The organism is Salinibacter ruber DSM 13855 (genome assembly GCF_000013045.1).
In the GTDB taxonomy this organism is placed as follows: Bacteria; Bacteroidota; Rhodothermia; order Rhodothermales; family Salinibacteraceae; genus Salinibacter; species Salinibacter ruber.
This window is the reverse complement of sequence record NC_007677.1, coordinates 1681140-1705704: the sequence shown is the minus strand read 5'-3', so window position 1 is coordinate 1705704 and position 24565 is coordinate 1681140. Positions and strand designations below refer to the sequence as shown.

Sequence of the window (24565 nt, the reverse complement as noted above, 5' to 3'; positions counted from 1 at the left end):
CCGCCCCTCTTTCCCGCAGGCCTCCTCACGCCGCCTCCACGGACGGCTCCTGCCGTGCCTCCCCTCGGCGTGCCCGATACGCTGGTGCCAAGAGGGCGTACAGGCCCTTGTCCCAGTAGCGCCCGTCTCGGCGCAGGTAGTCCCGCGCCGTTCCTTCCCTCGTGAATCCCATTCCTTCGATCAGGTCCCGCCACGCCGTGTGGTACTCGAAGGTCTCCGCGCTCACGCGGTGCAGGTTTCCCTGATCGAAGCAGTACGAGAGCAGCATCTCAAACGAGGCGCGACCGTAGCCACGGCCCCAGTAGTCCCGATCCCCAATCGTGATGCCGACCTTCGCGTGGCGGCTGTGCGGATTGATGTGCGCCGCATAGGCCACGCCGATGAGCGTGTCCTCTTCGAGGGCATGAATTTCGAACGTCCGGGTCGAGGGGGACGACTCTTCACACATGCGCTCGAACCGCCCCTTAAACGCCCCGAACGACTCCTCCTCGTACGGAACCTCACTGTCGAGGCGATTCAATTCCGGGTCGTTGTTCCAGCGGAAGTGCGTGTGGATGTTTTCCATTCGGAGCGGCGTAAACGTGACCCGCTCTCCGCGCAGCGGCGTCACGTCGGGAACAGGGGGCGGTGTATCCATTTCGGAAGCGCTTCCAATTTCGGGACGTATCGAAGAGGGGTGCTCATCGGCTGCTGACGTGTCCCCAAGGAAACGGGCAGGCCCGCCGAATGCAACAGTCCTGCATCGTTTTCCGAACGCAATCCCGATCTTCTGGGCACCGGGCACCGTTTCTTCTACCCCCTCCGGGCCCGTTGACGCAGGGCCTCATGGTCCACTTTCAACTGCCCGTCCACGGCGGCCTCGGGAAGGGAGCGAATGGCATCCGGGAGCTTAAATTTGGGGAGGGACGTCGACAGCGTCTGGCGCCAGGCGTCCGGCCGCAGGGGGCCGCGCGTCCGGACGAAGGCCACGGGCCGATGCCCGTAGGCCTCGTGAGGAACCGCCACGACCACCGCCCGCTCGATCTCGTCGACCCGTTCAAGCGCCGCCTCAATCTCTTCGGGCTGGATGTTCTCCCCCCCCGAGACGAACTGCCGATCGACACGCCCCTGCACGTGGAGGCGTCCCTGTGCATCGAAGTGCCCCACGTCGCCCGTCGGGTACCAGCCGTCTTCGCGCGGATCCTGGATGGTGTCCCCTTCGATTACGCCCACGCACAAGGACGGCCCCGCAACGAGGATGTGGCCGTCCTCCGCAATCTGCACGCGGCGGTGCGGGAGCCGGCGCCCGGCCGTCTGCAGGTCCGCACGCGAGGCCCCAGGGGATGTCGTGGTGATCTGCGATGCCATCTCGGTGGAGCCGTAGCTGGTGTGCAGGGGCCATCCCCGATCGGAGCCCCGGCGCAGGAGTCCGGACGGGATGGGCCCCCCTCCGACGAGGACGGCGCGCACCCGCTCCGGGGCCCGCCCCTGTCGTGCATCCAGGAGGCGACGGAGCTGGGTCGGCACGAGGGACAGGTGGGTCGCCCCGGTCGTAGCCACCGCCTCCGAAACAGACGCGTCCCGGCCCGGCACCGCGACGGCGGCCCCGGCCAGCGCACACCGAACGAGGATGGCCAGTCCCCCCACGTGATACAACGGCAGCGAAAGCAGCCACCGATCCCCGGCCCGGAGGGGTACGTTCGCGTTCGCCCCCTTCGCGCTGTACAGGTGATTTGCCCAGGAGTGCAGGACGGCGGTCGGACGGCCCGTGCTGCCGGACGTGAAGAGAATGGTCGCCCGGCGACGGATCGGCCGGGCGGTCGACGCGGGCCTGCTCGTGACGTTCCGGACCACGATCGACTCAGGAGGCACGGCGTCTGCCCCCCCGTCTCCTTCGTTTAGCGCCTCACGGTTCCGGGTGATGAGACCACGGGCGTGGAGCCGACTCGTGGCCCGCCAGGCCTCCACGTCCGGGAGGCGGGTACTGATCGGGGCGGCCACGGCCCCCTCGCGCCACAAGGCCCACAGCAGCACCACAAACGCCGGTCCTCGCGGCAGCCGAAGCGCGACGCGTGCCCCGTCGGCCCACCCCCGCTCCCGCAGGTGCCGCCCGGTGGCCGCGACCGCTGCGTCAAGTGCCGCGTACGTCCACCGTCGGTCGGACGTCCAGAGCGCCAAGGCATCGGGACGCGCCTGGGCGTGGCAATGAATCGGACACGGGGCATGGGGGCCGGCAGCCATGGTGTGCGGATCAGGCCGAAACGCGTTCGATGAGATCGAGCCGCTCCCACGCGATGCGGGCCGTGGAGGGCGTCGCGACGGCGGGCACGTCCACGTTCGGGCCGCCGATCGGGAGCGGAGGGGCGTACACGTCGGCCGCGAGGCGGTCGTACGTGGAAAGGCCCACGGGCACCGCCGGCCCGGACGCCGCCAGCGCCACGAGCATCTGAATCCCGACCCCGGACTCGTAGGAGCCGCTGAGGACGGGGGCTGCGCCCGCATCTCGTGCGACGCGCCCCCACTCTCGTGTGCGCTGCAGGCCCCCGAGAAGCGTCGGCTTGAGGACGACGGCCGTCACGCCCGGCAGGCCTCGGAGGGTTGCGGGCGGGACTTCCCGGGTCGTCTCGTCGAGCGCCACGGGGAGACTCGTTCTCTCGATGAAATCATCCAGGCGGGCTGGGTCGGCGAGGGGCTCCTCCACGTAGGCGATGTGCAGATCGTCGATGCCGTCCGCGAACGTCACGGCCTCATCAAACGACCAGGCGCGGTTTGCGTCGGCACGAAGAGCAACGGACGCGTCGAGGGCCTTCCGGATCGCCCGGACGCGCTCAACGTCTTCTTCAACCCCCCCCCGCCCCACCTTCACCTTGACGGCCCGGTAGCCCTCCTCTTGCCGCCGCACGGCCTGTGTGGGGCCATTCGCCCCGGAGCGCGGAAGCAGAGCGTTCAGCGCCACGGTTTGTCGCGGCGTCCCCAGCATCTCCGGAACGGACGCCTCGTGGGCCGCAGCGGCGGCCCCCACCACAGCCCCCTCCATCGCAAACCGGAAGGACGACGGCGCCTCCGCCTCGAAGGGAAGGTCCTGCAGCATGGCGTCGAGGTCCCCCTGAGCGTCGAAGAAGGATGTGCCCGTCCAGCGGGGAAGTGCGGCGCGGGCGTGCTGTTCAACGTCCCCCCGTGTTTCGTCACTGAAGCCCGGCAAGGGCGCGGCGTCGCCCCAGCCGACGCAGCCCTCCTCCGTCGTCAGCCGCACGAGCACGCCTCGGCGCCGGGTCACCGCCTCGCTCCCCAGCTTGAGCGGTGCGGTGAGCGGAAGCGCGTACCTGTACAAGGCACCCTCCGAGATCGTCACAGGCATGGGGGCATCAGAGGTTCCAGCCAACGGCGAAGAGGAGGGCCCACAGCACCAGGATCCGGCCGGTCGCCCCGAGCAGTGGGTTCAGCTTTTCCGGATCCGTCGTCTCGGACAGTCTCCGGATGGGCCCGATCGCGAGCGGGAGCAACCCGAGGGGCAGGGCCGCCCACGGGTGAGGCGTCGTGCCGAACAGGCCCGCTGCCAAAAGTCCTGCGAGCAACAGGGCCCCGACCAGGCAGGCCCCGTACGCGGCGACCCCAAATCGCCGGCCGAAGCGCACGACGAGCGTCCGCTTGCCGGCCCGACGGTCTTCCGCCACGTCTCGAACATTGTTCACCAGTAGAATGCCGATCGACAGCAGCCCCGGCCCGCCCCCGGCGAGGAGCACCTCTGTCGGCAGCGACAGGGCCTGCACGTAGTAGGTGCCCCCCACCGCCACGGGGCCGAAGAACACGAACACAAACACATCGGCCAGCCCGAGGGCCGCGAGGGAATACCGGCCCGCGGTGTACCAGATGGCTGCCCCAATCGACGCCACGCCCACGGCCAGAATGGGCCACCCGCCCCGCGCGATGAGGTAGAGGCCGGCCATCACGGCGAGGCCGAAGACCAGAATCGTGGCCCGTCGCATCGTCTGAGGGGCCACGAGCCCGGCCTGCGTGACCCGGAGCGGCCCCACTCGCTCTTGGGTGTCCGCGCCCTGCACGTAGTCGGCGTAGTCGTTGTGGTAGTTCACCCCGACCTGGATGAGCACCGCCCCGGCAAGGGCCAGGAGCGCCGAGAGGAGGTGCCACGCGCCGGCCTCAAGGGCCATCCCCGTCCCGACGAGCACAGGGGCAACGGCCGCCCCGAGCGTTTTGGGCCGGGCCGCCCACAGCCAGACACGTGCCTGGCTCACGTCCTGGGCGTCCGTCGAATCGTTCATGAGTGAGTAGTCGGGGGGTTGCAGCAAACAAGACGAGCGTTCATACAAGCGCACACCTCAACGCCCTGGAGGACGGAGACGATCCCATTCCCCCTCGCGTGTGAGGCTCGCTGGGGTTGGAAAATCTTGTCTCTTCGCGGGCCGGTGCGCTGGAATTCGCCCCCGGCGGAGGCTACGTTGGGTTCTGCATTTTACCGCCACAGTTCCTCTCAATTCCATGTCGTCTCGCCGTGCATTTCTCCGCCAATGCGGCCTTGCCCTCGCCGCCGCTCCGGCCCTCTCGTCCCTCCCCCCTTGGCTCTCCTCCGCGGACGGCTTCACGTCCCTCCGGGGCGGCATCGGGACCTTTACCCAGCGCGGGGGCACCATCGGGTGGCTCGCCACCGACGACGGCATCGCAGTCGTCGACACGCAGTCCCCCCAGTCGGCACCCGACTGTTGGAACGGCCTCCGCGAACGGTCCGACAGCCCCCTCGCGATGGTCATCAACACACACCACCACGGCGACCACGTCGGCGGCAACGGCGTCTTTGCCCGGCACACCGACCGCCTCGTGGCGCACGCCAACGTGCCGGAGCTGATGCGGGCCGGCGCCGAAGACGGAGCGGCCGACGAGAAAACGTACCCGACGGAAACGTTCCAGGACACGTGGTCCGAGCCCCTCGGGGACGAGACGATCACGCTTCGCTACCGCGGCCCGGCCCACACGGGCGGCGACGCGATCGTCGTCTTCGAGAACGCGAACATCGTCCACGTGGGCGACCTGGTTTTCAACCGGGCCTATCCCTTTATCGATGTCGGCGGGGGGGCGGACTCGCAGGGCTGGATTGACAGTCTCGAAACCATCCACGGGGCCCTCGACGACGATACGATCGTCATTCACGGCCACGGGAACCCGGACTTTGGCGTCACCGGTGGGCGCGAGGACCTCTTGGTGATGCGCGACTTTCTCTCGGCGCTCAATGAGTACGTCACGCAGCAGCGCCAGGCCGGGGCGTCCTTAGACGAGATGAAGCAGACGAAGGTGCTGGACGGCTTCGAGGCCTTCAACTTCGACTGGGCACTGTCGCTTGCCGACTGCATCGAGGCCGTCTACCGGGAGCAGACGGCCGGGTGACGATCAGGCTTCCCGAACGGGTGCACATGCCGTCGACACGTAGCACAGTGCACGCTCGGTAACTGGCCGAGATCACCCCTCCTCCACGGCCCTCTCGACCGATGCCTCCAGCCGATCGTGCACCTGCCGGTTCGTCGCACGATCGGTTCGGACCTCAATGAGGGCCGATTCGCCAGACCGACAGGCCTGCGCGTAGGCGCTGCGGAGGGCCGACGGGGAGTCCGGGCGATGATACGGCAGGTCGAACAGGGCCGCCGCGTGCTCGAAGTCGTGCCCGTGGGGCGTCGTAAAGTACGGGTCGAATTCGTCGTGCTTGCGGATGGGCAGGAAATGGAAGATGCCTCCACCGTCGTTGTTGACGACGATCGCCACGACGGGGCGGTCTTGGAGAAGGGCCAGCCCGTTCAGGTCGTGCTGGAGGGCAAGGTCTCCGATCAGGAGCGTCACCGGGCCGTCCCGCCCTTCGGCAATGCCCGCCGCGGTTGCCACGGTCCCGTCGATGCCACTCGCGCCCCGGTTGGCAAAGGCCGGGCCGCCCGTCCCGCCTGGGGCGGCGTGGCGGTTAAGGTCCCGCACCGGCATGCTGCTGGCCGCCACCAGCGCGTGCTCCGACGGCATCTCTTCGGTGAGAAGCGCGGCCACGAGCGGGTCGGTGAGCGCGTCTGACTCCTGCACGTGGGCCTGCACGACGGCCCCGACGCGCTCGCTGGCACCGGCCCAGTCGTCGCGCCACGTCGTGCCCCTCGGGCCCTCCTCGAGCCGCGCAACCAGCGCGTCGACCGCCGCGGGAACAGCCGCCTCCACGTGGTGCGTCACCCGGTGGTCCGGGTCGATGCGGGACGGATCCGGGCGCACAACGGCCCAGACCTCGGGAGCGCTATCGCGGAGGAAGAGACGCAGCCGCTTCGACGCGAACCGCCCCCCGACCTGCAGAACGGCCCGTGGCGGATGGCCCTCCCGGAAGGCCGCCGAGGTCAGCACCAGGTCCCCGTACGGCACCTGCTCCGGCTGCTCCCTCCCGCCCCGACGAAGACGCGACGTGAGGTCGGGAATGAGCGGCCAGCCGAGGTGCGTGGCCAGCCGTCGGGTCGCGTCGGCCGCCGCGGCCGAGTCGAGCCGCCCCGCCACCACGAGCCCGTGCTCGGTTCCGCGTACCGTCTCGGCGAGCGCGTCGACCTCGGGGCCGGGCGGAGAAGGAGCGGGGGTCGGGTAGTGCGTGTACGGCTCGGTGCCCCTCGCCCACGCGTCGACGGCAGTCGGAACGGCGACCGACGCCTCCGTCTCCACCGGCTCCAGCGGCTTCCGAAACATGCAGTTCACGTGCACGGGGCCTGCGGGCGCCCGGAGGGTCTGGTGCAGGGCCTGGTCGGCCGTCGTCAGGACGTATGCGGGGTCCACCTCGTCGGACGGCGGGGGGACATCGGCCTGCCACCGCACGTAGTCCCCGAAGATCTTCACCTGGTCGATCGTCTGGTTGGCCCCTGTATCGCGCAACTCAGGCGGGCGATCGGCCGTGAGGAGGAGCATCGGCACGCCGTCGACCGACGCCTCCACCGCGGCGGGCAGGCCGTTCGCGACGGCGGTTCCGGAGGTCGTGACCCAGGCGGCGGGCCCCCGCGCGGCGCGCCCCACGCCCAGTGCCGCAAACGCAGCGCCCCGCTCGTCCACGTGCAGCACCGATTCGGCCTCCGGGTGGCGCGCGATGGCGACCGTGAGGGGCGTCGAACGGGATCCCGGCGCGACGAAGAAGGTGTGTACGCCATTCCGCACGAGCTCCTCGACGAGCAGCTGCGTCCACAGGTAGGTGGGATTCGGGGCGTCGAGGACGGACCAGGACTGATGGGCCACAGGCGCACTTGGTTGGTCAGAAGAACTACCGGGAGGCCATCCGGGGATCGCTCACGCCCATGATGGCGGCAAAGTCGCCAATCTTCTGTTCGATCTCGTCCCACTCCCGGTCCGGCGCCGACCCCTCAACGATCCCCGCCCCCGAAAACAGCGCCATCTGCGCCTCCTCCACGAGGCCCGCCCGCAGGCCCACTGCAAACTCGGCGGCGTCGCGCCCCACCCACCCGACGGGCCCCGCGTACCACCCTCGATCGAACGGCTCTCGGGCCCGGATCGCCGCCACGGCGTCATCGGTCGGCACGCCGCCCACCGCCGGGGTGGGATGCAGCGCCTCCAACACGTCCGTCGTCCCCGTGTCGGGCCGGAGCGTACCGGTGATGCGGGCGTGAAGATGGCGTCCGCGGGCCAACGCCAACTCCCCCCTTTTCTTCGGAATGCGGACCTCGCGGCAGACCCGGTCCAGGTCGTCCCGGATGGCGTCCCGCACGAACGCGTGTTCGCGGCGCTCCTTCGGGCTCTGCAGGAGCTCTTGCCGGAGCCGTGCGTCCTCCGCCGCCGTCTCCCCCCGGGGCCGCGTGCCGGCCACCGCTTCGCTGACGACGGTCCGGCCCGCCCGTCGAAAGAGGCGCTCCGGGGAGGCCCCGACGAACGCCGCCCCCCGTGACGGGCGCACCGCAAAGTGGTAGCACCCCGGCGTCGCGGGCTCCAGGTGACTCAGCACGAGGAGGGGGTCCATCGGCGCGCCGAGCGAGAGGGCCACGCGTCGGGCCAGCACCACCTTGTCGAGGGACCCGCCGTCTATCGCGTCGAGTGCCCAGCGCACCATGTCGGTCCACTCGCCGTGGCCCGGCACGTCTTGTCGCTGGTGGGGGCGGGGCAGGGCCGTGTGTTCGCTGGGGACCGGAAGTGCCACCGCGCCAAGCGCGTCCACAATCTCGTCCACGCGCTCGGCATCGCGGGGGAGCACCAAGGTGCACACGAGGCGCAGCGTGCCGTCCGCCTCCACCAACTCAAACCGAGGCAGGACGAAGCGATACGTTCCGAACGGCGCCCAGCGACCGTCGGGTCGGTTCGGGGCCGTCGGCTGCCCGGCGTCGAACCGCATTCCCCCATAGTATCGGACCCCAGAATCGGCGCCGTCCAGGCGCTCGTCCAGGACACGGCCGAGGGCCTGGTAGTCGACGGGCGCTGTACTGCCCGACACCACGTCCGCCGTGCCGCACGCCGCGACCGTGCGGTCTTCGTCTCGCCCCGACCAGTACACCGCCTCGGCGGACGACCGGGCCCGCACCCAGTCGATGGGGCGCATGCGCCCCGGCACCGGCACGCTCACGCGAACCGTCCGGGCGGCCGACGACCGGGTCGCATCGCGGATCCGGTCCGCCAGGGCCGCACGAACGTCGTCGGCCCCCTCGATGTCACGAATGACGGTGGGATCGAGATCGAGCATGGAGGTGTGCGTGAGAAAAACGGGTCGTGGGTGAAGGGGAGGGGCGGGCGGGGGAGGCCCCTCGCGCCGTCTGCCGTGAGGCGTGGCGGATCGGCTAGGCAGGGGCCGAGGCACAGTCCCCTGAGAGGTGGGCCGTGCAGTTGAGCCGCTCGGCCCGTGCCTGCCCCCGCTCGTAGACCACCTGATTGACGCAGGTATTGGAGTGGTCGAGTTCGGACATGTGCTCCAGTCCGTACGCGTCGAGGAGGGTCGCGAGCAACACGCGCAGGTACCGGCCATGCGTCACGACGAGGGCCGTCCCCCCGGCCTCTCGTGCAAGGATGTGCCGGAGCGCCTGTCGCGCCCGACCCTGCACCTCCCGGATGGACTCGCCCCCTTTCGGCCCCCGCTCGTATGCTCCCTCGCGCCAGGCTGATTTGAGGGCGTCGACCGACGCGTCCCGCTCCGGGGATGGAGCCTCTCCCTCGTAGACGCCCCAATCCATTTCGTTCAGGGCTCGAAGATGGGTGCGCGAGAGCGGATCGTGGCCCGTCGCGAGAATGTCGGCGGTCTGGGTGGCCCGTCGAAGCGTACTGGCGTACAGCGCATCGATGTCCGCCGACGCGAACCGGCGGGCCAGTGCCCGGGCCTGCTCGCGGCCGGTCGCGTTCAGGGTGCTGTCGATGCCCCCGCCCTGCATGATGCCCCGTCGGTTGTACTCGGTCTCGCCGTGCCGAACCAGGTACAGGGTGGTCGGTGCCTCCGCAGCAAGAGGTCGCAAGCCGTCACTCATACAAAACACTGTGGGGAACGTGCACGAAAAGACAGAGTCTGCGAACGCCTGGACGCCCGTCTACGCGTCGTCCGGGTCTGTCCCCTGGCGGTCATGCAGATTATCGAGGATGTCCTTGGTGATGTCGTCGACCTGCGGCAGGGACAGGCGATGCTTAAGTGCCACCCGCACGATCAACCCCCGGAGCACCTGGTCGGCCACCGGCAAGGGATAGAGCGCTCGGCGCAATGGACGGACCACATACCCGGCTGCCCACTCCAGCACCCCCCACCGCAGGAGCACAAATCCCAGAAGGCCGGCCCCGAGCGCCGCGTACATCTCCGCAGCGGCAACGGCGCTCATCGCCACCACGTAGTACAGCGCCTGCGCGAGCACGTGGTCGAGCGCGGACACGGCCCGCACCGCCAGAAGGCTCGGCAGAGACGGGCTCAACAGGGCCCACGCGACAAACAGCGTGAGCGCCCCTCCCACTGCCCATCCCACGGGAAGCCCCCAGAGCATCAACGGCAACGCCCAGACCGTGACGGTCCGGGCGGAGTCGACCCATGTGTCCGCCCAGCGGAGTAGCTGTGCCAGCGGCACGTGGTTGAGCACCGCCCCGGCATACTCTTCCACGTCGCTCTCCGTGACGTGGTACCATCGTCCGCCCTCCGTGAGGAGGCCGTACGGGGTGTCGACGTATGGTGTGGAGGACCCCTCCATCCGGAATGTACTGGGTCAGGATTTACATTTCGCGAAACCACGGCCGACTCTTCCACGATTGAGCAGCCGAAAGGCCCGTACAGGGGCTGGGGGGCGCGGTTTCAATTCAAACTGAAAGTTGAAGGACTTTCCCGCCTACCGGGCCCATTCCGTCGGCGTCTCAAAATCACGCCCCGATCCGAACGCGTGGGGCGTGCACGGACTGCGCCTATCCGCCCTTCGGTTGGAGGACGAGTTCGTCGCCGACCCGGATCCGAAACTGGGGCGCCTCCACCCCGGCGGCCTCCAGGGCCGGCCGAAGCATTTTCTTCAGGGCCCGTGCGGTGTTGACGCGCGGCTGGGTGGCGGCCCCGAGACGACGCGCCGCCTGCTCCCGGAAGGCTGCCTTGACGGCCCCCAGCGCCTCCCGTCGGACGGCCGCCGGCATGTCGGACGGCAGGACCCGCATCCATCCACTCGCCTGCGAGCGGACCTCCAGTCGGCCAAGGTCCGGTTCCACGCTGTGAACGGTGAGCGACGGCAGGGCCACGCCCACCCGTCCCGGGTCGTCCACCGCAATCATCGACGCGTCGAGCGTCTGCACGTCGAAGCCATAGGACACCGTCCCGGGCACCCGCACCTGCGTTTCCGACCCGCCCCGCAGGAGCGGAAGGGCGCTCGGCTGGGTCTGTCGCAGCAGGGACGTCAGCCACGAGGGCGTGAGGTACTGCGCCGAGTCCACCCGCACCGCTGCCCGCATGTCCAGAGTGCCCGTGACGAGGAAGGACGCCGGGGCCTCGTCTTGAATCGTCGTGAGGACCGTCTTCCGTACCGTCGCGTCCGACGGGCCCAGGTCCCAAAGCAGCCCCCCCACCACCAGAAGAAGCCCTGCGATCACACCGCCCCCGATGGCGGCACGCACGTGGGTGGTCATGGTCGGCAACGACGGACGATGGCGGCGAGACGGTGAGCAGGCGGCGCATCACAGCCCGAGCAGCACGAGGGCGACGCAGCCCAGGCCCAGGCCGATGCGATTGGGGCGGGAGAGCCGCTCCCCCCAAACGACCACCCCGAGGAGGGCCGCGAGGACCATGATGGCGATGTTGTTCGCCGGAAAGACGAACGTGCCGGGGAGGCCCTCGATGGCACGGAGCAGAAACTCAAGGGAGGCATAGTTCGCAAGGCCGAGCAGGACGCCCCACCCAACGGTTTGGAGCGTCGGCCACGCCCCGTCTCGGAGCCCCCGGCGCAAGACGATGACGGCGCCCACGAGGAAGGCGACCCCGAACGCCAGAAGCAGGAACAGGACCCGGCTGTTCTCGGCCCCGAAGCCCTCTTCGAACGTCTTCATCAGCACATCGATGGCGCCCCCCGCACAGAACGTGAGGGCCAGTACGCCCGCGGCGAGCCAATCGACGTGGGACCAGACCGGCGAACGAGAGGGGGCCGTCGGCTCGGTCGTGGCGCCCCCTCCCGCAGGGACGGGATCGGGGGCCGATCGCTGATGCGCCAGCAAGAAAAACGCCCCCATGGCCAACACCATCCCCACGCCCTGTGCCGGGCTGGGCACCTCCCCCCACACACCCCACGACGCCAGAAAGGGAACGACGACAGACACCCGCATGACCCCGATCGCGAGCGACATGCCCGCCACCTCCGTGGCCCACGCCAGCACGAAAAACCCTGCAATCAGCACGGCCCCTGTCCCCGCCCCAAGCGCCACCAGCGTTCCCGAAAGGGCGAGACCCTGATCGATTTCCCGTCCCCCTACGGCGAGCAACCCCACCGCTACGGCCACGGCCGCGGCGTAATTCACGGTCAGGAGGGCCGTCCGGTCCAGCTGCTGCCGACTGGCATGCTTGAATATCATGCCGATGGTGACGCTGCTCGCCACGGCAAAGACCAAGAAAATCATCGACCAGACACAGGGGGTGTGTTCAGGGGTCACGGCCGCCCGCCGCGACGGCGCTCTCACCAGTTCGGGCCCCGCCGTCCACTAGCTCTCTCCACTAGCTCTCGGAGACGAAGGTGTAGTAGCGCAGCCGCGACGGAACGGGGTCCGCGTCTCGGATGTGGAGGTCGGGCGGGACGTGTACCCTCGGCGTCACGTACCCGGTCGTGTCGGAGCGAATTTGATCGTACGAAACGGTGGCGAAGAACTCCGAGGCGCGGCGCGCCTTGAACAGATCGCGGAACAGGACCCGGTACCGAATGCGAATCGTGGACGGCTGAAGCGACACGAGGTCTTGCCCGGACGGCACGCCGGTCACCCCCACCTCTACCTCCCGCGTCTCCTCCACGAACCGCCCCGCCCGTGCCGTCACCTGGACCGACCGGGGATGCAGGTCTACGAGCCGGCGAAGCGTGTCGGCCAGGGGCATCTCCACCTCAACGGTGTCCTGGAGATCCTCAATCGTGCGCGCAGTGGTTGGCCACGCATCCATCCCCTCGACCACGGACGCCGCCCCTTCTATCTCCACCGAGTCGGGCGCAAGGTGCGGGTCGTCGATCAGCTCGTAGTCGGACGCGGGAACGACCTCCACACGACTCCGGACCGGCACCGTTCGGGCCCGACGAGGCTCCAGGGCCATTTCGAAGGACGCAGGGGTTACCGCCTCAATTTGCAACGACGTGCCCTGCGGCAGGGTCACCTCGTCGGTCACATCGACTCGGCTCGTCGTCGCATTGACCTCGACGACGGGGGGGCTGTAGAGCAGTCGGAGCAGGTCGAGCCCCCGGCCCTCCACCCGTACCTGCACGTGGGTCGGGGGCACCTCGGCGAGGGCCTGCCCCGCCGGGGCCTCCACCACCTCGACCGGCAGCCGGATGGTCTGCGTGCGCTGCTCGCCGAGGGTCAGCGACAGCCAGAGGATGCAGGAAAGCAGGACGCAGACCGTGAGGGCCATGCCGCGCTGAGGATCTCCGTCCCGTCGGGGCTCCTCGTCTGCGGCAAAGAGGGGACGCAGCCAGTCCCAGAACACGGCCCCTTGAGAATCGGAGTTGGTGGCCACAAGGCTTGGTCGAGGTTCGTCTGGAATGGGAGACCACGACTGCTTTCACGGCAGGGACTTGGCTTCGTTTCGCCTTCCCTCCCCCGAAGGCGGGCGGGAGCACGTCGGGGCGTCCCGCCCCCTCGCGGCGGGAGCCGGAAACGCCTGCATGGATCGCTCAACGGGTGGCGGCCCGGGCCGTTTTCTTATTCCTCAACCCATACGGTCTTGGCGTTCACGAACGCACGGATCCCGTGGTGGGACAGCTCACGGCCGTACCCGCTGTCCTTGATGCCCCCGAACGGAACGCGGGGGTCGCTTTTCGTCATCTCGTTCACGAAGACACAGCCGACCTCCAAGGAACGGGCCATTCGCTCCCCCTTTTCGAGGTCTTCGGTAAAGATGCTCCCCCCGAGCCCAAACCGCGTGTCGTTGGCGAGGGCCACGGCGTGCTCGGCGTCGTCGGCCGCAATGACGGACGCCACCGGCCCAAAAATCTCCTCGTCGAAGGCCACGGTGCCAGGATCCACGTCGGCGAGGACGGTCGGGGCGTAGAAAAATCCGTCGCGCTCGAGGGTGTGCCCCCCGGCGACGGCCACGGCACCCGCCCCAATGGCCCGCTCCACCTGGTCGTGCACCGTGTCGCGCAGATCCGCCCGCGCCATCGGCCCTACGTCCGTCTCCCGATCCGTGGGGGGGCCGACCGTAAGGGCCTCCACGTTTTCCACCAGCCGCTCCTGGAAGTCGTCGAGCACGGCCCGCTCGACAATGAAGCGTTTTGCGGCGATGCAGCTTTGGCCGTTGTTTTGCATGCGTGCCGTGCACCCCACGGACGCGGCCTTCTCCAGGTCGGCGTCGGCACAGACGATGAACGGATCGGAGCCGCCAAGCTCCAACACCGTCGGCTTGATCTGGGCCGCCGCCTGCCGGGCAACCGCCGCCCCGGCCGGCACGCTTCCGGTGAGCGTAGCGCCCCGAACCCGTTGATCGTCCAGAACGGTCCCGACCGTCTCCTCGTCGACGCGCAGCACCTGCAGCTCGTGGTCCGCAAATCCGGCCTCCCGCAGGAGGTCCGCGATCGCCTCGGCACACCCGGTGACGTTCGGCGCGTGCTTCAGGAGGACCACGTTGCCGGCCATCAGGGTTGGCGCGCCGAACCGAAACGCCTGCCAGAATGGAAAATTCCAGGGCATGACCGCCAAGATGGGCCCGAGGGGCTCGTGGGCCACATAGCTCTTCCGGGCGGCCGTCTCCACCGCCCGGTCGGCCAAGAAATCGGCGCCGTGCTCCGCGTAGTACCGACAGACCCACGCGCACTTTTCGGCCTCGGCCTGTGCCTGGGTGAGGGGCTTCCCCATCTCCTCGGTCATGAGGGCCCCGAGCGCGGGGGCGTTGTCTTCGAGGAGGTCGGCGGCCCGCTCCAGGCGCGCGGCCCGCTCGCCGAACGAGCGGCTCCGGTTCACCTCGAAGGCCGACGCCGCGCGGTCGAGCCGGTGCTCGACCTCTCGGCCCGTGTGCAGCGGATGCCGTTCAATCTCCTGTTCGGTCGTGGGGTTTACAGAGACGAGGGGCATGGCCGAGGGGATCTGATGCGACAAGACGTGACACCGGGTTTCACGACCGTCCGTCGAACGGTGATCCCGGCGGCCGCTCGTTGCTTCCTCGCCAATTCCGGGCCGTCTTCGTCGAGTCACTAGATCCCAGCGGGGGTGCCTGCGTAGACCCAACCCTCGTCATTCTCCGCAATCGTTGTCTCGACGGCGCATGAGCGAGTCTCTCCCCCCCGGCGTACAGGTCGACCCGGCCGCGATCGAGCAGCTCGTGGGGCGTCCGGTCGACGATCTGTCCCACTACCGGCGGGCCCTCACGCACCGGTCGCTGCTCCGCGTCCATCCGGCGCGCACGTTCCGGTCGAACGAGCGGCTTGAGTTTCTGGGGGACGCCCTCCTCGACGTCTTTGTGGGGGAGGTGCTCTACGACCGCTTTCCGGAGAAGGACGAGGGCGCGCTCACCCGACTCCGGGCCCGGCTCGTGAGCGAGCGCCCCCTGGCCACCTACGCCCGTGGCCTCGGCCTCGGTCCCCACCTCCTAATGAGCGAAAACGCGGCCGAGGGAGACGGGCGCGACAACCCTAGCATCCTCGCCGACGCGTTCGAGGCCTTCGTGGGGGCGGTCTACCTAGATCTGGGCCACGAGGCGGCGCGGGGGTTCGTACAGGACCGCGTGCTCGCCCCCGTTGACCTAGAGGACGTGGCAACCCGGGACGACAACTACAAGAGCCAGTTGCTCGAACACCTTCAGGCCCTGGGGCGCCCTCAGCCCACCTATCACGTCGTCGAGGAGAAGGGCCCGAGCCACGACAAAACCTTCACGGTGGAGGTGCGGGTTGGGGACGCGGCCTACGAACGGGGCACCGCCGGAAGCAAACAGGACGCCGAGCAACAGGCCGCCCGCCGGACGCTCGACGAAATGGCCTCGGACCCGCCCGCATCGTAACCCCGTCGGGCTCGACGGGCCCCACAACTCACTTTTCCACAACGCAACGCCGTTCTGATGTCCGCCCTTTCTTCCGACCTCAACCTGGCCCTCGACCTGGCCCACATCGCCGAAGACGAAATCCTTCCCCGCTTCCGCACCGTCAGCGTCACCCACAAGCCGGACGGCACGGAGGTCACGGAGGCCGACCGTGAAGCCGAACGGGTCATGCGCGAGCACCTAGCCGACGAGCGCCCCGACCACGCCGTACTCGGGGAGGAGTTCGGCGCGAGCGGCCCCGACGACGCCCAGTACCGGTGGGTGCTCGACCCCGTGGACGGGACCGCCGGGTTCACGATTGGGGTGCCCCTCTTCGGCACGCTTGTGGGGCTTCTGGAAAACGGCACGCCGGTCGCGGGGGTGATCCACTTTCCTGCGCTCGGCGAGACCGTATACGCCGCCCGGGGGGAGGGCTGCTGGTTTCGAACAGACGAGGCCGAGCACGCGGTGAGCGCAGACCCGGTCGAGTCGCTCGATGCCGCCACCGTCACGACCACGGCCCTCCACAGCTCCGACGTCACGGCGGGGGCCGACCAGACGCCCTACCGTCTCACCGATCTGGTCCGGCGGGCCGGCAAGTTTCGGTTCGTCACCGACTGCATTCAGCACGCGCTCGTGGCCCGGGGGCGGACCCACGCGGCGGTGGACACCCTCATGCGCCCGTGGGACGTGGCCGCCCTGGTGCCCTGCGTGCGGGAGGCCGGCGGCGTTGCCCAACCGCTCGCCCCCGACGCCGACGACGTCGTGTTTGCCGGCAGTCTGGTTACGGCCGGCAGCACGTCGTTGCTTCACGAGGTGCGCAGCCTGCTTCAACCGAGCGCCGATGGGGCAGAGCATCCCCACTGACTGAGGGGGACGGACGTCTCAATTCGTTCCCTGCCCCTCAACGGCACCGCCGTGGCGGCGAGAGATCGCCGCTTTCGTTTCATTTCTTCCGTCCTGCCATGCTGGACCGACTCGACACGCTCGACCTCCACTTTCAGGACCGACGGCACATCATCGCAGCCTACCTCTACCCCCACGCCGACGGGGTGGCCCTCATCGAAACGGGCCCCGGCTCCACCGTTCCCATGTTGCAGGCCCGGTTGGCCGCGCGAGGCCTTACTCCGGCGGACGTCTCGGAGGTTTTTCTGACGCACATCCACCTCGACCACGCCGGGGCGGCGGGCCATCTCGCCCGGCACGGCGCCACGATCTACGCCCATCACGTCGGGCTCCCGCACTTGTCCGACCCGGCCCGCCTACTGGCAAGTGCGCGGCGCATCTACGGGGACGACATGGACGCCCTCTGGGGGGAGATGCACCCGGTCCCCGACGACCAACTCGTTGCTTTGAACGACGGGGACACCGTGCCCCTGGGCGGGGAGCCCCTGACTGCGCTCGATACGCCAGGCCACGCCTCCCACCACATGAGCTACGTGCTCGGGGACGTCTGCTTCACCGGCGACGTGGGGGGCGTCCGCATGCCCGAGGAGCGCCACGTGGAGCTTCCCCTCGCCCCTCCCGAAATCGACCTCGACGCCTGGCGCGAGAGCCTAGCGGCCCTCCGGGCCGCGGCCGACCGGCATGGCCTGACCCATCTCGCCCCCACGCACTTCGGGCTCTACGACGACCTCCCTGCCCACTTCGAGCGGCTGGAGGCCGCCATCGAGACCGCCGACGACTGGGCGGCCCGAAAGCTGCCCGGGTGGGACGACGGCGATGAGGCCCTCCAGGACGCCGTCACGCAGTGGATGCGCAGCCGGGCCTCCGACCATGGGGTCGACGGCGACGCCTGGGACCGCTACGAACGGGCCAATCCAAGCTGGATGGCGGCACTGGGGCTGCGGCGATACTGGACGACGCAGACGGCGTAGGGGCGCCCCTACGCTTCCTCGGCCCCCGACGCCGGCAGGTCAATCTCTGGGTCGTCGGGGTGCGGACGGTAAAACAGGGCCGTGCCCCCGATCGTACGGACCACCTGTACGTCCTCCAGGGCGTCCGCCACCGCCTCCGCGACCTCGCGGACGGGGCGGGGGGCGTTGTCGAGTACGCGGATGGTAACCAGCTCGCGGGTGTTGAAGGCCTCCTCGACCGCCTGCATGACGGGGTCGGTCACCCCCTCCTTGCCGATGTGCACGAGGGGATCCTGCCCGTGGGCTTCGCTGCGAAGGTGGGCGCGCTGGCGAGACGTCAGGCGGTCGGACATGGAATCTGCAGACCAAATGAGATGGGGGTTGACGGTCCGTTTCTCCACGATCTTGGCGCCGGGGCGTTCCTGTGTGCGTTCTCAGGCCGCGGGGGACGGGCGCATGGCTTCCGGCGATGCGTCGGCCGGGGCAAACTGCATGACGCCCCACTCTCCGTTCACCGCCCAGTCCGGCTCCTCATCGTCGAGCCGATCGACCTGGGCCGCCGACAGCCCGGCGGCCACCTCCGACTTGTGCGTCCGGAGCGCCAGCACCGGCACCGGCAACGGCGCACTTGCCTCCGCAAACGGCGTCGTGAAGGCCCACTGCCGGTCCCCCAGGAGGCGCCGGTAGTTGGCGTCCCCCTTGCTGATCAGGAGGTCGGCCCGGGCCATCTCGGCACGCACGGGGGCCGGCAGCTCACGGGCCCGGAGCGGCGAGGTCCAGACCCACCCGTCCCGCAGGCGAAGGCGTCCGGCCGCGAGGGCCCTGCGCAGCCGCCCCACCAGAGCCCGAACAGCCGCCTCGTCGGCGTCGGCCAGGGTGGCGAGAGTGGCGTGCACGTCGTCGACGGTCGCGTCGGAGACGAAGGTAGGATGTGCCTTCAGGTGCACAGTCACCTGCCCGACCGCCTCGGCGGCGAGCAGCCCGTCGACCAGGGCCAAGTCGGACACGAGCTCGAATCCCGCATTGTCGGCCCACACGTCGACCCGGGCCGGGCGATCCCGTCCCTCCAGTTGCGCGAGCGCCGCGGGGGTGTCATCAACCAGGAGGTGCTCTTCGGCCTGCTCGGAATGCCGGTGGCCCGGCCCCTCCTCGTCGGCCGTCCACATGCTCAGGTCCGCCTGGTTGCCCCAGAGCGCCGAACGGAGCAACCGTGTCAGGACGGAACGCGTCTCGTCCCCTTCCTCGCGGGCCCGGCTCCGTCGCTGAGCCAGCGCCTCGATTCGGGCTTCAGTGTGAGCGAGGCCTTGCTCTTTTTGATCGGTAAACGGGTCGGCCTGGCGCCCGGCCCCGGCCCGGAAGTATCCGGTCGCCTCTAGTAGCCGACGATAGAAATAGGTCTCACCGAAGAACCACGGCACCTCCAACCAGGTCTTCCCGAGATGAGGCGCCACGTACTCCCCCCAGAGGGCCGCGTCGGGCGCCTCGTCGTCACGAAGCCGCCGGATCGACCCGTCGGGAAGCGCATCGCGGAGGGCCTGGATGCGAGCATTGATCGGGTCGGGAAAGTCGTTGTCCGCGATGACACGCCCGGCGATTCGGGGCCACCGGGCGGCGATCGTGCGGCGCGTGAACGCTCCCGAGTTGGTGCCTCGAAGGGGTGGGGGGAGCGGTGCGGAGGAGTCGGTAGGGCCCACAGCAGCAATCGGCTTGCGGAAGAGAAGGGGACAGAGATTCTTCGGAATCTGTACTGCGACCCCGCCCGGGAGGTCGGGCGCGTTCCTCTTTTCTCCAAAACCATAGATTGGGGGACGGGCTCCGGGTCTCTCACGAGCAGCAATGCCCCCCGCCAAACGAGGACGACCGGCGGCCCGAACCCATCAGGACAGAAGCAGTTTGCAGCAGGAGGTCCGTCAAAGTTCGTCTCGTGCCCCATGCCCCCCGACTCCCCCTCGCCCGACTCATCGGAGTCTTCCGATTCGGTCGTGCCCCTCGACCCGTCGGACGCCTCCTCGCCTGAATCGTCGGCCTCGGCGTCTCGGCTGGAACGGCTTCGCAGGGTGGCGTTCGAAGCAGTGCTCGTGGCGGGTGGGGTCGTGCTCTTCCTCGTGATGTTGTACGAGATGCACACGCCCCCGCCGGAGAACGGCTTTCTGTCTCCGGCCCTCGTGGGCCTTGCGGGCGTCGTTCTCCTCTGGCCGCTGCGCGGCCACAAGGCCGTCCGGGCCCTGCTGCTCTCCGGGGGGCTTCTGCTTCTGCTCTGGACGCTGGACAAGGTCAGCCGCGTTCTCGTTCCGTTTGCGGCCGTGTACCTCTTGGCCTACCTCTTGAACCCGCTCGTCGAGCGGCTCAGGGAGCGCTATCAGGTGCCCCGCTGGCTGCCCTCGCTCGTGGTGACCAGCCTCGTGGTGGGCGTCTTTGTTCTGTTCATTCTCATTCTCGCCCCGAACATCGCCAATCAGGCGCAGGCCCTCTCCGATCGGGTGCTGGGGACCGTTCAGACCCTGCGCGCCTGGCTGGAGGCCTCCACGGTGCTGGACGCCCTCGAAGGGGCCGGGCTCCTCCAAAAGCAGGAGGTGATTGCCCAACTCCAGGCCCTGATCAAGGAGCAGGCCGGCCGCCTGCCCAGCGCCGCCGAAAACCTGGTGGCCTCCCTGGGGTCCTTTCTAGGCGTCGTCACGCTCCTCGCCCTGGTGCCCGTCATCCTCTTTTACACCCTGAAGGACTACCCGACGGTCCAGTCGGGCCTGGTCGACCTTTTTCCCACGGCGGGCGGGCGGCGCGATTACCTGGTCGAGGCCGGGAGCATCGTGGGCCGGTACTTTCGCGGGCAGCTTCTCATCAGCATCATCGCGACCATCAACGTGTCGGTGCTCCTGTTTCTGTTCGACATCCCATTTTGGTTGTTGATCGGGCTGCTCGCCGGTCTCCTCAATCTGATCCCCCAGATTGGCGCCCTCATCACGATGGTCGTGGGCGCCCTGGTGGCGCTCATCCTCGGGAGCTGGGTCAAGGCCGTAATCGTCATTGCGGTCCTCCTGGGCGAAAGCCTGCTCGAACAGAGCGTGCTGACCCCAAACATCCTCAGCTACCAGGTCGGCCTGCACCCGCTCCTGGTGCTCTTCTCCCTGCTCGTCTTCGGGACGCTGCTCGGCGTGTTCGGCCTTCTGATTGCCGTGCCCATGACCGCAATCCTGATGACGGGCTACCGGGCCTTCCGCGAAGAGTTGACGCTTGACCTCAGCGAATATGGCGCCCCGTGAAATATTTCCTCCCTCGGCTGGGCCCTACGCAACCCACTCCCCCTCGTGTGGTTGGGCGTAATGGCCTGTGCTCGACGGCCAGTCTTGCCCCTTGTGCCCCTCCCGCTCCTCCCTTCCAGCAGGGACTTCCTTCCATCAATCCCCAATGGACATCGTGACGCGGACCTTTGAGGCCCCTCGGACCTACCGCCCCAGCGCCTCCGTCCTCGGCCGCGCGGTTCGGGCCTGGACAAACGACCGGCTGCGGGGGGAAGCGCTCTACCTGGTGGCGATGACGGGCCTCACCATCCTCCTGCTCATGGCGCACTATTTGGGCTGGGCGCTCTTGACCTCGGCCCTTGCCGCTTCTCAGGGGTGGGAGCCCCTGTTCTGGCAGACACAGGTGGGATCGGTTCTGGTCCTGGCCGGGCTTGGGCTCGTGGGCTTCCGCCCGGCGGTTCGCGTGACGTGCCGCCCCGATGCGGTCACCCTTCGCCAAGGGGACCAGACGCGCACCCTCTCGCCCCCCGACATTCAGGACGTTCGTCTCATCTCGGCCCAGCGCTACCATCGTCACTACCGCCGTTACGCCGCCACGCAGGTGTTTGCCAGTGCGGTTTCGGAGCAGGTGCTCTGCGTGCGAACGGGGGACGGCCCCGTGATTGTGGCCCTCCCAGGGCCCGAGGCGCGGGCGGCCCTACTGGAGCACCTGGAGGCCCTCACGGCCTCGGCATCGGAGGCCGCGGCCCGCCCGTGAGGGCGACTACACCAGGCGCGAGCGCTTGTTGAGGTACGCCATGAGGGCCGTGTCGTAGGCCTCGTTCGTGTCCAGCTCTGCGAAGTCGATGTCGTGCTCCAGGCAGCTGCGGCGAAACGTCTCGGTAAAGTGCTCCACCGCCTCCGTGTAGTGGTCGCGCAGCTGGGCGGGCTGGAGCGACACTTCCTCCCCCGTCTCCACGTCCCGAAACAGCATGGGCCGATCCGGAAACCGAAATTGCCGCTCGGTCTGGCCCTCCAGGACGTGGAAGACAATTAGCTCGTGCCCCCGGTGCCGGAGGTGCCGCAGCGCCCGCAGAAGGTCGTCGTGGGCCGCGATGTTTTCGAAGAGGTCCGTGATCACGATGATGAGGGATCGGCGCTCCACCCGTTCGGCCACCTCTTCGAGCGCGGCGGCCGCGTTGGTGCGCTGCTCCGTCGCATCCCGCTGCCGAAACTGCTCGAGGGTGACGAGCAACTGCCGCAGGTATCCCTGTGTCGCCTTCGGGGGCCGGAGCGTGTGCACGGACTCGTCGAACCCGATGAGCCCCGTGGCGTCCTGCTGTTTCAGCATGAGGTTGTGGAGCCCCGCGGCGAGGTAGGACCCGTAGTCGAGCTTTGACAGCTCACTGTCCCCCGCGTAGCGCATCGAGGCGGAGGTGTCGAGGACGACGTAGTTGCGGAGGTTGGTCTCCTCCTCGTACTGCTTGATGTAGTAGCGGTCGGTCTTCGCGTAGACCTTCCAGTCGACGTGCCGGAGCTCATCGCCCGGGTTGTAGGGGCGGTGTTCGGCAAACTCGACCGAGAAGCCGTGGTAGGGACTCTGGTGCAATCCCGTAATGAACCCCTCCACGATCAGACGCGCCCGTAGCTCCATGGTCTCGAGTTGCGACACGACGACGGGATCGAGGTAGCGACGCGCGGCATTGGATTCGGCCATAAAGAAACTGGCAAATTCCCAAATGCACCGGACCCGTTAGAAAGTTTGCCGCCTGTTCGGTTCCTTGAGGGAGGCGATTCGCCCCAACGGCGACGGACCCAATTTCCTCCAAGCGCCTTCCCGCTCTCATCGTGCCCGACGCCCCCATGCCGTCCGACGACCGCATCAAAGCACACCTCATGACGGCCCAGGACCTCGGCCGGACGCTGGACCGGATGGCCCAGCAGATCATCGAGCGCTTCGCCCCCGAGGCGGCGGCGTCTCCCCCCGACACCTTTGCCCTCGTGGGCATGCAGACGCGAGGGGTCCACCTCGCGCGTCGCCTCCAACGCCGCATCGAGGCCCAGACGGGACTGGAGCTGCCCCTGGGGCTCCTCGACGTGACCATGTACCGGGACGATGTGCGCCTGCGGCTGGAGCAGCCCGAGATTCAGACCACACGCATCCCGTTCGACGTCACGGACCGGGAGATCGTGCTCGTCGACGACGTGGTGTTCACCGGCCGAACGGGGCGCGCCGCCCTCGACGCGCTCATGGACCGGGGCCGCCCCGCCACCATTCAGTTCCTCACCATTATCGACCGCCAGCATCGCGAGCTTCCCATCTCGGTGGACATCGTGGGGCGGGAGGTGCCCACCCTGCCCGGCGAGGAAGTGCGGGTGCGCGTCGAGGAGGTCGACGACGAGGACGGCGTGTGGCTGGTCCAAGCCCCCGCGTCCCGCCCGTCCGCCGACGACGGCCGCTGAGCGTGCCCTTTCCCGCGATTTTCCTGATTCCCATATCCCCTCTCCCGCCTCTCCTATGGCTGCCTCCGAATCGTCTGCCGCCCTGGATCGCCCGGACGGGCTGCGCCACCAGCACTTGCTGGACCTCTCCCCCTACGAGGCCGACGAGATCCAGTACCTGCTCGACACCGCTCAGGAGTTTCGGGAGGTGCTGGACCGCCCCATCCGTCAGGTGCCCACCCTGCAGGGCACCTCGGTCGCCAGCCTCTTTTTTGAGCCCTCCACCCGAACGAAACTCTCGTTCAACCTCGCCGCCGGCCGCCTCTCCGCCGAGACCGTGAGCCTCTCGAAGGCCAGCTCGTCGGTTACGAAGGGCGAGACGCTGAAGGACACGGCCCGCAACGTGGAGGCCATGAAGGTGGACGTGGTGGTGCTCCGCCACCCGTCGCCCGGCGCCCCCCACTTCCTCGCCCGCTGCACCGACAGCGTCATTCTGAACGCCGGCGACGGGGCCCACGCCCACCCCACCCAGGCGCTGCTCGACGTGCTCACGATGCGGGCGCACGTCGACTCGTTCGAGGACCTGAACGTCTCCATCATTGGCGACATCACGCACAGCCGCGTCGCCCGCTCCAACGTGCAGGCCCTGACCACGCTCGGGGCCACCGTCACGCTCTGCGGGCCGGAGACGATGCTGCCCGTGGAGATGGAGGCGGCAATGGACGTCCGCACCACGACCCGCCTCGACGCGGCGCTAGACGGGTGCGACATCGCCATGGCCCTCCGCATTCAAATGGAGCGACAGAACGCAGGCCTCTTCCCCAGCACGCGGGAGTACCACCGCCAATTCGGCATCACGGCCGACCACCTGCGCCGCCACCCCGATCTCCTGATCATGCACCCGGGACCGGTCAACCGAGGCATCGAACTGACCGACGCCGTCGTGGACCACGAGCGGTCCATCATCCTGAGCCAGGTCACAAACGGGGTCGCCCTGCGGATGGCCGTGCTGTACGTCCTGGCCCCGCGCCGCGAGGAGGCGTAGTCCCGCGGCCGTCAAACGGAGCCGCCACGGATGTCGAGGATGTCGAAGAAGGGTCTCAAGCGCATCCTCCGGGGCAGCCCCCCCCGACCGCCCACTCACATCGTATCGACGAACGCTCGGCATTGACGGCGTCGCCGCCGCGATGGGACAAATCAGGGTCCACTGATGTCCGGGCCGACGGGCTGCGCCGGGGCGAGGGCCCTGCACGAGAGACCGGCCGACGAGACGAGCGCGCGGATGCGTTGCATCCGACGAGCACCTGGGGGGCCTGTACGACGGTGTGGGAAGCCGGAACCGTGGCGGATGTCGTACCGGGTCCGATTGCCTCAGTCCCTGCCGATGACGGGCGTTGCGGGGCGCCAAGCACGACCCG

The 24565-nt window shown here is 68.8% G+C and carries 24 protein-coding genes; 9 read left to right on the top strand and 15 right to left on the bottom strand.

The features are described 5' to 3' along the window. Positions 1 to 25: 25 nt before the first annotated feature. The 4 genes from SRU_RS07200 to SRU_RS07185 form a co-directional block, all read right to left on the bottom strand. The gene (locus tag SRU_RS07200) at positions 26 to 637 is read right to left on the bottom strand and encodes a GNAT family N-acetyltransferase (protein ID WP_118828879.1); all 612 of its coding nucleotides are present in this window, start codon (positions 635 to 637) and stop codon (positions 26 to 28) included. A gap of 155 nt (positions 638 to 792) precedes the next feature. Beyond that, entirely contained in the window at positions 793 to 2220 is a 1428-nt protein-coding gene (menE, locus tag SRU_RS07195) for an o-succinylbenzoate--CoA ligase (protein WP_011404107.1), read from the bottom strand. Between the two features lie 10 nt (positions 2221 to 2230). Next, the gene (menC, locus tag SRU_RS07190) at positions 2231 to 3337 is read right to left on the bottom strand and encodes an o-succinylbenzoate synthase (protein WP_237702035.1); all 1107 of its coding nucleotides are present in this window, start codon (positions 3335 to 3337) and stop codon (positions 2231 to 2233) included. 7 nt (positions 3338 to 3344) lie between these two features. Further along, entirely contained in the window at positions 3345 to 4313 is a 969-nt protein-coding gene (locus SRU_RS07185) for a 1,4-dihydroxy-2-naphthoate polyprenyltransferase (RefSeq protein ID WP_011404105.1), read from the bottom strand. Positions 4314 to 4476: 163 nt separating this feature from the next. Between SRU_RS07185 and SRU_RS07180 the strand changes: the two genes are divergently transcribed. Next, positions 4477 to 5376 carry an MBL fold metallo-hydrolase gene (locus SRU_RS07180; protein ID WP_112903911.1) on the top strand — a complete coding sequence of 300 codons (900 nt, stop codon included), beginning with the start codon at positions 4477 to 4479 and terminating at the stop codon, positions 5374 to 5376. Positions 5377 to 5448: 72 nt separating this feature from the next. Here SRU_RS07180 and menD read toward each other — a convergent pair whose 3' ends face one another. From menD to SRU_RS07150, 6 genes are all read right to left on the bottom strand, one after another. Continuing rightward, positions 5449 to 7224, bottom strand: a complete 1776-nt coding sequence (gene menD, locus SRU_RS07175) for a 2-succinyl-5-enolpyruvyl-6-hydroxy-3-cyclohexene-1-carboxylic-acid synthase (RefSeq protein WP_011404103.1) — start codon at positions 7222 to 7224, stop codon at positions 5449 to 5451. Between the two features lie 25 nt (positions 7225 to 7249). Next, positions 7250 to 8674: an isochorismate synthase gene (locus tag SRU_RS07170; protein WP_237702034.1), complete on the bottom strand. Its 1425-nt coding sequence runs from the start codon at positions 8672 to 8674 to the stop codon at positions 7250 to 7252. Positions 8675 to 8768: 94 nt separating this feature from the next. After that, positions 8769 to 9434, bottom strand: a complete 666-nt coding sequence (locus tag SRU_RS15480; RefSeq protein WP_162892279.1) for a histidine phosphatase family protein — start codon at positions 9432 to 9434, stop codon at positions 8769 to 8771. A gap of 72 nt (positions 9435 to 9506) precedes the next feature. Then, positions 9507 to 10148, bottom strand: a complete 642-nt coding sequence (locus tag SRU_RS07160; protein WP_118826388.1) for a hypothetical protein — start codon at positions 10146 to 10148, stop codon at positions 9507 to 9509. A gap of 208 nt (positions 10149 to 10356) precedes the next feature. Further along, entirely contained in the window at positions 10357 to 11061 is a 705-nt protein-coding gene (locus SRU_RS07155; protein WP_118826387.1) for a DUF4230 domain-containing protein, read from the bottom strand. Positions 11062 to 11109: 48 nt separating this feature from the next. Further along, a complete protein-coding gene (locus SRU_RS07150) occupies positions 11110 to 11997 on the bottom strand; it encodes a hypothetical protein (protein WP_237702033.1) in 888 nt (295 codons plus the stop codon). On the opposite strand from SRU_RS07150, the gene SRU_RS15635 reads away from it, so the two are divergent. Then, the gene (locus SRU_RS15635; RefSeq protein ID WP_259059767.1) at positions 11996 to 12127 is read left to right on the top strand and encodes a hypothetical protein; all 132 of its coding nucleotides are present in this window, start codon (positions 11996 to 11998) and stop codon (positions 12125 to 12127) included. The genes SRU_RS07150 and SRU_RS15635 overlap by 2 nt on opposite strands. 9 nt (positions 12128 to 12136) lie before the next feature. On the opposite strand, the gene SRU_RS07145 is transcribed toward SRU_RS15635, so the two are convergent. Together SRU_RS07145 and SRU_RS07140 are read right to left on the bottom strand one after the other, a co-directional pair. Next, positions 12137 to 13138, bottom strand: a complete 1002-nt coding sequence (locus tag SRU_RS07145) for a CdaR family protein (RefSeq protein ID WP_112903899.1) — start codon at positions 13136 to 13138, stop codon at positions 12137 to 12139. Between the two features lie 185 nt (positions 13139 to 13323). Beyond that, positions 13324 to 14691, bottom strand: coding sequence for an NAD-dependent succinate-semialdehyde dehydrogenase (locus tag SRU_RS07140; protein WP_112905204.1), 1368 nt, complete (start codon positions 14689 to 14691; stop codon positions 13324 to 13326). Between the two features lie 190 nt (positions 14692 to 14881). On the opposite strand from SRU_RS07140, the gene rnc reads away from it, so the two are divergent. From rnc to SRU_RS07125, 3 genes are all read left to right on the top strand, one after another. Further along, positions 14882 to 15613, top strand: a complete 732-nt coding sequence (gene rnc / locus SRU_RS07135; RefSeq protein WP_112903897.1) for a ribonuclease III — start codon at positions 14882 to 14884, stop codon at positions 15611 to 15613. A gap of 57 nt (positions 15614 to 15670) precedes the next feature. Further along, positions 15671 to 16498, top strand: a complete 828-nt coding sequence (locus SRU_RS07130; protein ID WP_011404094.1) for an inositol monophosphatase family protein — start codon at positions 15671 to 15673, stop codon at positions 16496 to 16498. Positions 16499 to 16596: 98 nt separating this feature from the next. Then, complete coding sequence (locus tag SRU_RS07125; protein WP_112903893.1) at positions 16597 to 17508, top strand: MBL fold metallo-hydrolase; 912 nt, start codon at positions 16597 to 16599, stop codon at positions 17506 to 17508. An 8-nt stretch (positions 17509 to 17516) separates the two neighbouring features. Here the strand turns inward: SRU_RS07125 and SRU_RS07120 are convergent, their stop codons facing one another. Further along, entirely contained in the window at positions 17517 to 17840 is a 324-nt protein-coding gene (locus SRU_RS07120; protein WP_011404092.1) for a YhbY family RNA-binding protein, read from the bottom strand. Positions 17841 to 17921: 81 nt separating this feature from the next. After that, entirely contained in the window at positions 17922 to 19181 is a 1260-nt protein-coding gene (locus tag SRU_RS07115; protein ID WP_237702032.1) for a damage-control phosphatase ARMT1 family protein, read from the bottom strand. A gap of 237 nt (positions 19182 to 19418) precedes the next feature. Between SRU_RS07115 and SRU_RS07110 the strand changes: the two genes are divergently transcribed. Both SRU_RS07110 and SRU_RS07105 read left to right on the top strand, forming a co-directional pair. Then, positions 19419 to 20747, top strand: a complete 1329-nt coding sequence (locus SRU_RS07110; RefSeq protein ID WP_011404090.1) for an AI-2E family transporter — start codon at positions 19419 to 19421, stop codon at positions 20745 to 20747. A gap of 145 nt (positions 20748 to 20892) precedes the next feature. Next, on the top strand, positions 20893 to 21483 hold the full coding sequence (locus tag SRU_RS07105; RefSeq protein WP_112903891.1) for a hypothetical protein: 591 nt from the start codon (positions 20893 to 20895) through the stop codon (positions 21481 to 21483). A 6-nt stretch (positions 21484 to 21489) separates the two neighbouring features. On the opposite strand, the gene SRU_RS07100 is transcribed toward SRU_RS07105, so the two are convergent. Then, positions 21490 to 22422, bottom strand: a complete 933-nt coding sequence (locus tag SRU_RS07100; RefSeq protein ID WP_011404088.1) for a DUF58 domain-containing protein — start codon at positions 22420 to 22422, stop codon at positions 21490 to 21492. 131 nt (positions 22423 to 22553) lie between these two features. Here SRU_RS07100 and pyrR point away from each other — a divergent pair, with 131 nt between their 5' ends. Next, a complete protein-coding gene (gene pyrR, locus SRU_RS07095; protein WP_011404087.1) occupies positions 22554 to 23168 on the top strand; it encodes a bifunctional pyr operon transcriptional regulator/uracil phosphoribosyltransferase PyrR in 615 nt (204 codons plus the stop codon). 55 nt (positions 23169 to 23223) lie between these two features. Then, complete coding sequence (locus SRU_RS07090; RefSeq protein WP_011404086.1) at positions 23224 to 24192, top strand: aspartate carbamoyltransferase catalytic subunit; 969 nt, start codon at positions 23224 to 23226, stop codon at positions 24190 to 24192. Positions 24193 to 24565: the final 373 nt, after the last annotated feature.

Excerpts from the sequence above, each read along its gene's own strand:
- SRU_RS07200 (WP_118828879.1), bottom strand. The coding sequence starts at position 637 with ATGGATACACCGCCCCCTGTTCCCGACGTGACGCCGCTGCGCGGAGAG.
- menE (WP_011404107.1), bottom strand. The coding sequence starts at position 2,220 with ATGGCTGCCGGCCCCCATGCCCCGTGTCCGATTCATTGCCACGCCCAG.
- menC (WP_237702035.1), bottom strand. The coding sequence starts at position 3,337 with ATGCCTGTGACGATCTCGGAGGGTGCCTTGTACAGGTACGCGCTTCCG.
- SRU_RS07180 (WP_112903911.1), top strand. The coding sequence starts at position 4,477 with ATGTCGTCTCGCCGTGCATTTCTCCGCCAATGCGGCCTTGCCCTCGCC.
- SRU_RS07170 (WP_237702034.1), bottom strand. The coding sequence starts at position 8,674 with ATGCTCGATCTCGATCCCACCGTCATTCGTGACATCGAGGGGGCCGAC.
- SRU_RS07160 (WP_118826388.1), bottom strand. The coding sequence starts at position 10,148 with ATGGAGGGGTCCTCCACACCATACGTCGACACCCCGTACGGCCTCCTC.
- SRU_RS07155 (WP_118826387.1), bottom strand. The coding sequence starts at position 11,061 with ATGACCACCCACGTGCGTGCCGCCATCGGGGGCGGTGTGATCGCAGGG.
- SRU_RS15635 (WP_259059767.1), top strand. The coding sequence starts at position 11,996 with ATGCCGATGGTGACGCTGCTCGCCACGGCAAAGACCAAGAAAATCATC.
- SRU_RS07150 (WP_237702033.1), bottom strand. The coding sequence starts at position 11,997 with ATGATATTCAAGCATGCCAGTCGGCAGCAGCTGGACCGGACGGCCCTC.
- SRU_RS07140 (WP_112905204.1), bottom strand. The coding sequence starts at position 14,691 with ATGCCCCTCGTCTCTGTAAACCCCACGACCGAACAGGAGATTGAACGG.
- rnc (WP_112903897.1), top strand. The coding sequence starts at position 14,882 with ATGAGCGAGTCTCTCCCCCCCGGCGTACAGGTCGACCCGGCCGCGATC.
- SRU_RS07130 (WP_011404094.1), top strand. The coding sequence starts at position 15,671 with ATGTCCGCCCTTTCTTCCGACCTCAACCTGGCCCTCGACCTGGCCCAC.
- SRU_RS07125 (WP_112903893.1), top strand. The coding sequence starts at position 16,597 with ATGCTGGACCGACTCGACACGCTCGACCTCCACTTTCAGGACCGACGG.
- SRU_RS07120 (WP_011404092.1), bottom strand. The coding sequence starts at position 17,840 with ATGTCCGACCGCCTGACGTCTCGCCAGCGCGCCCACCTTCGCAGCGAA.
- SRU_RS07110 (WP_011404090.1), top strand. The coding sequence starts at position 19,419 with ATGCCCCCCGACTCCCCCTCGCCCGACTCATCGGAGTCTTCCGATTCG.
- SRU_RS07105 (WP_112903891.1), top strand. The coding sequence starts at position 20,893 with ATGGACATCGTGACGCGGACCTTTGAGGCCCCTCGGACCTACCGCCCC.
- SRU_RS07100 (WP_011404088.1), bottom strand. The coding sequence starts at position 22,422 with ATGGCCGAATCCAATGCCGCGCGTCGCTACCTCGATCCCGTCGTCGTG.
- SRU_RS07090 (WP_011404086.1), top strand. The coding sequence starts at position 23,224 with ATGGCTGCCTCCGAATCGTCTGCCGCCCTGGATCGCCCGGACGGGCTG.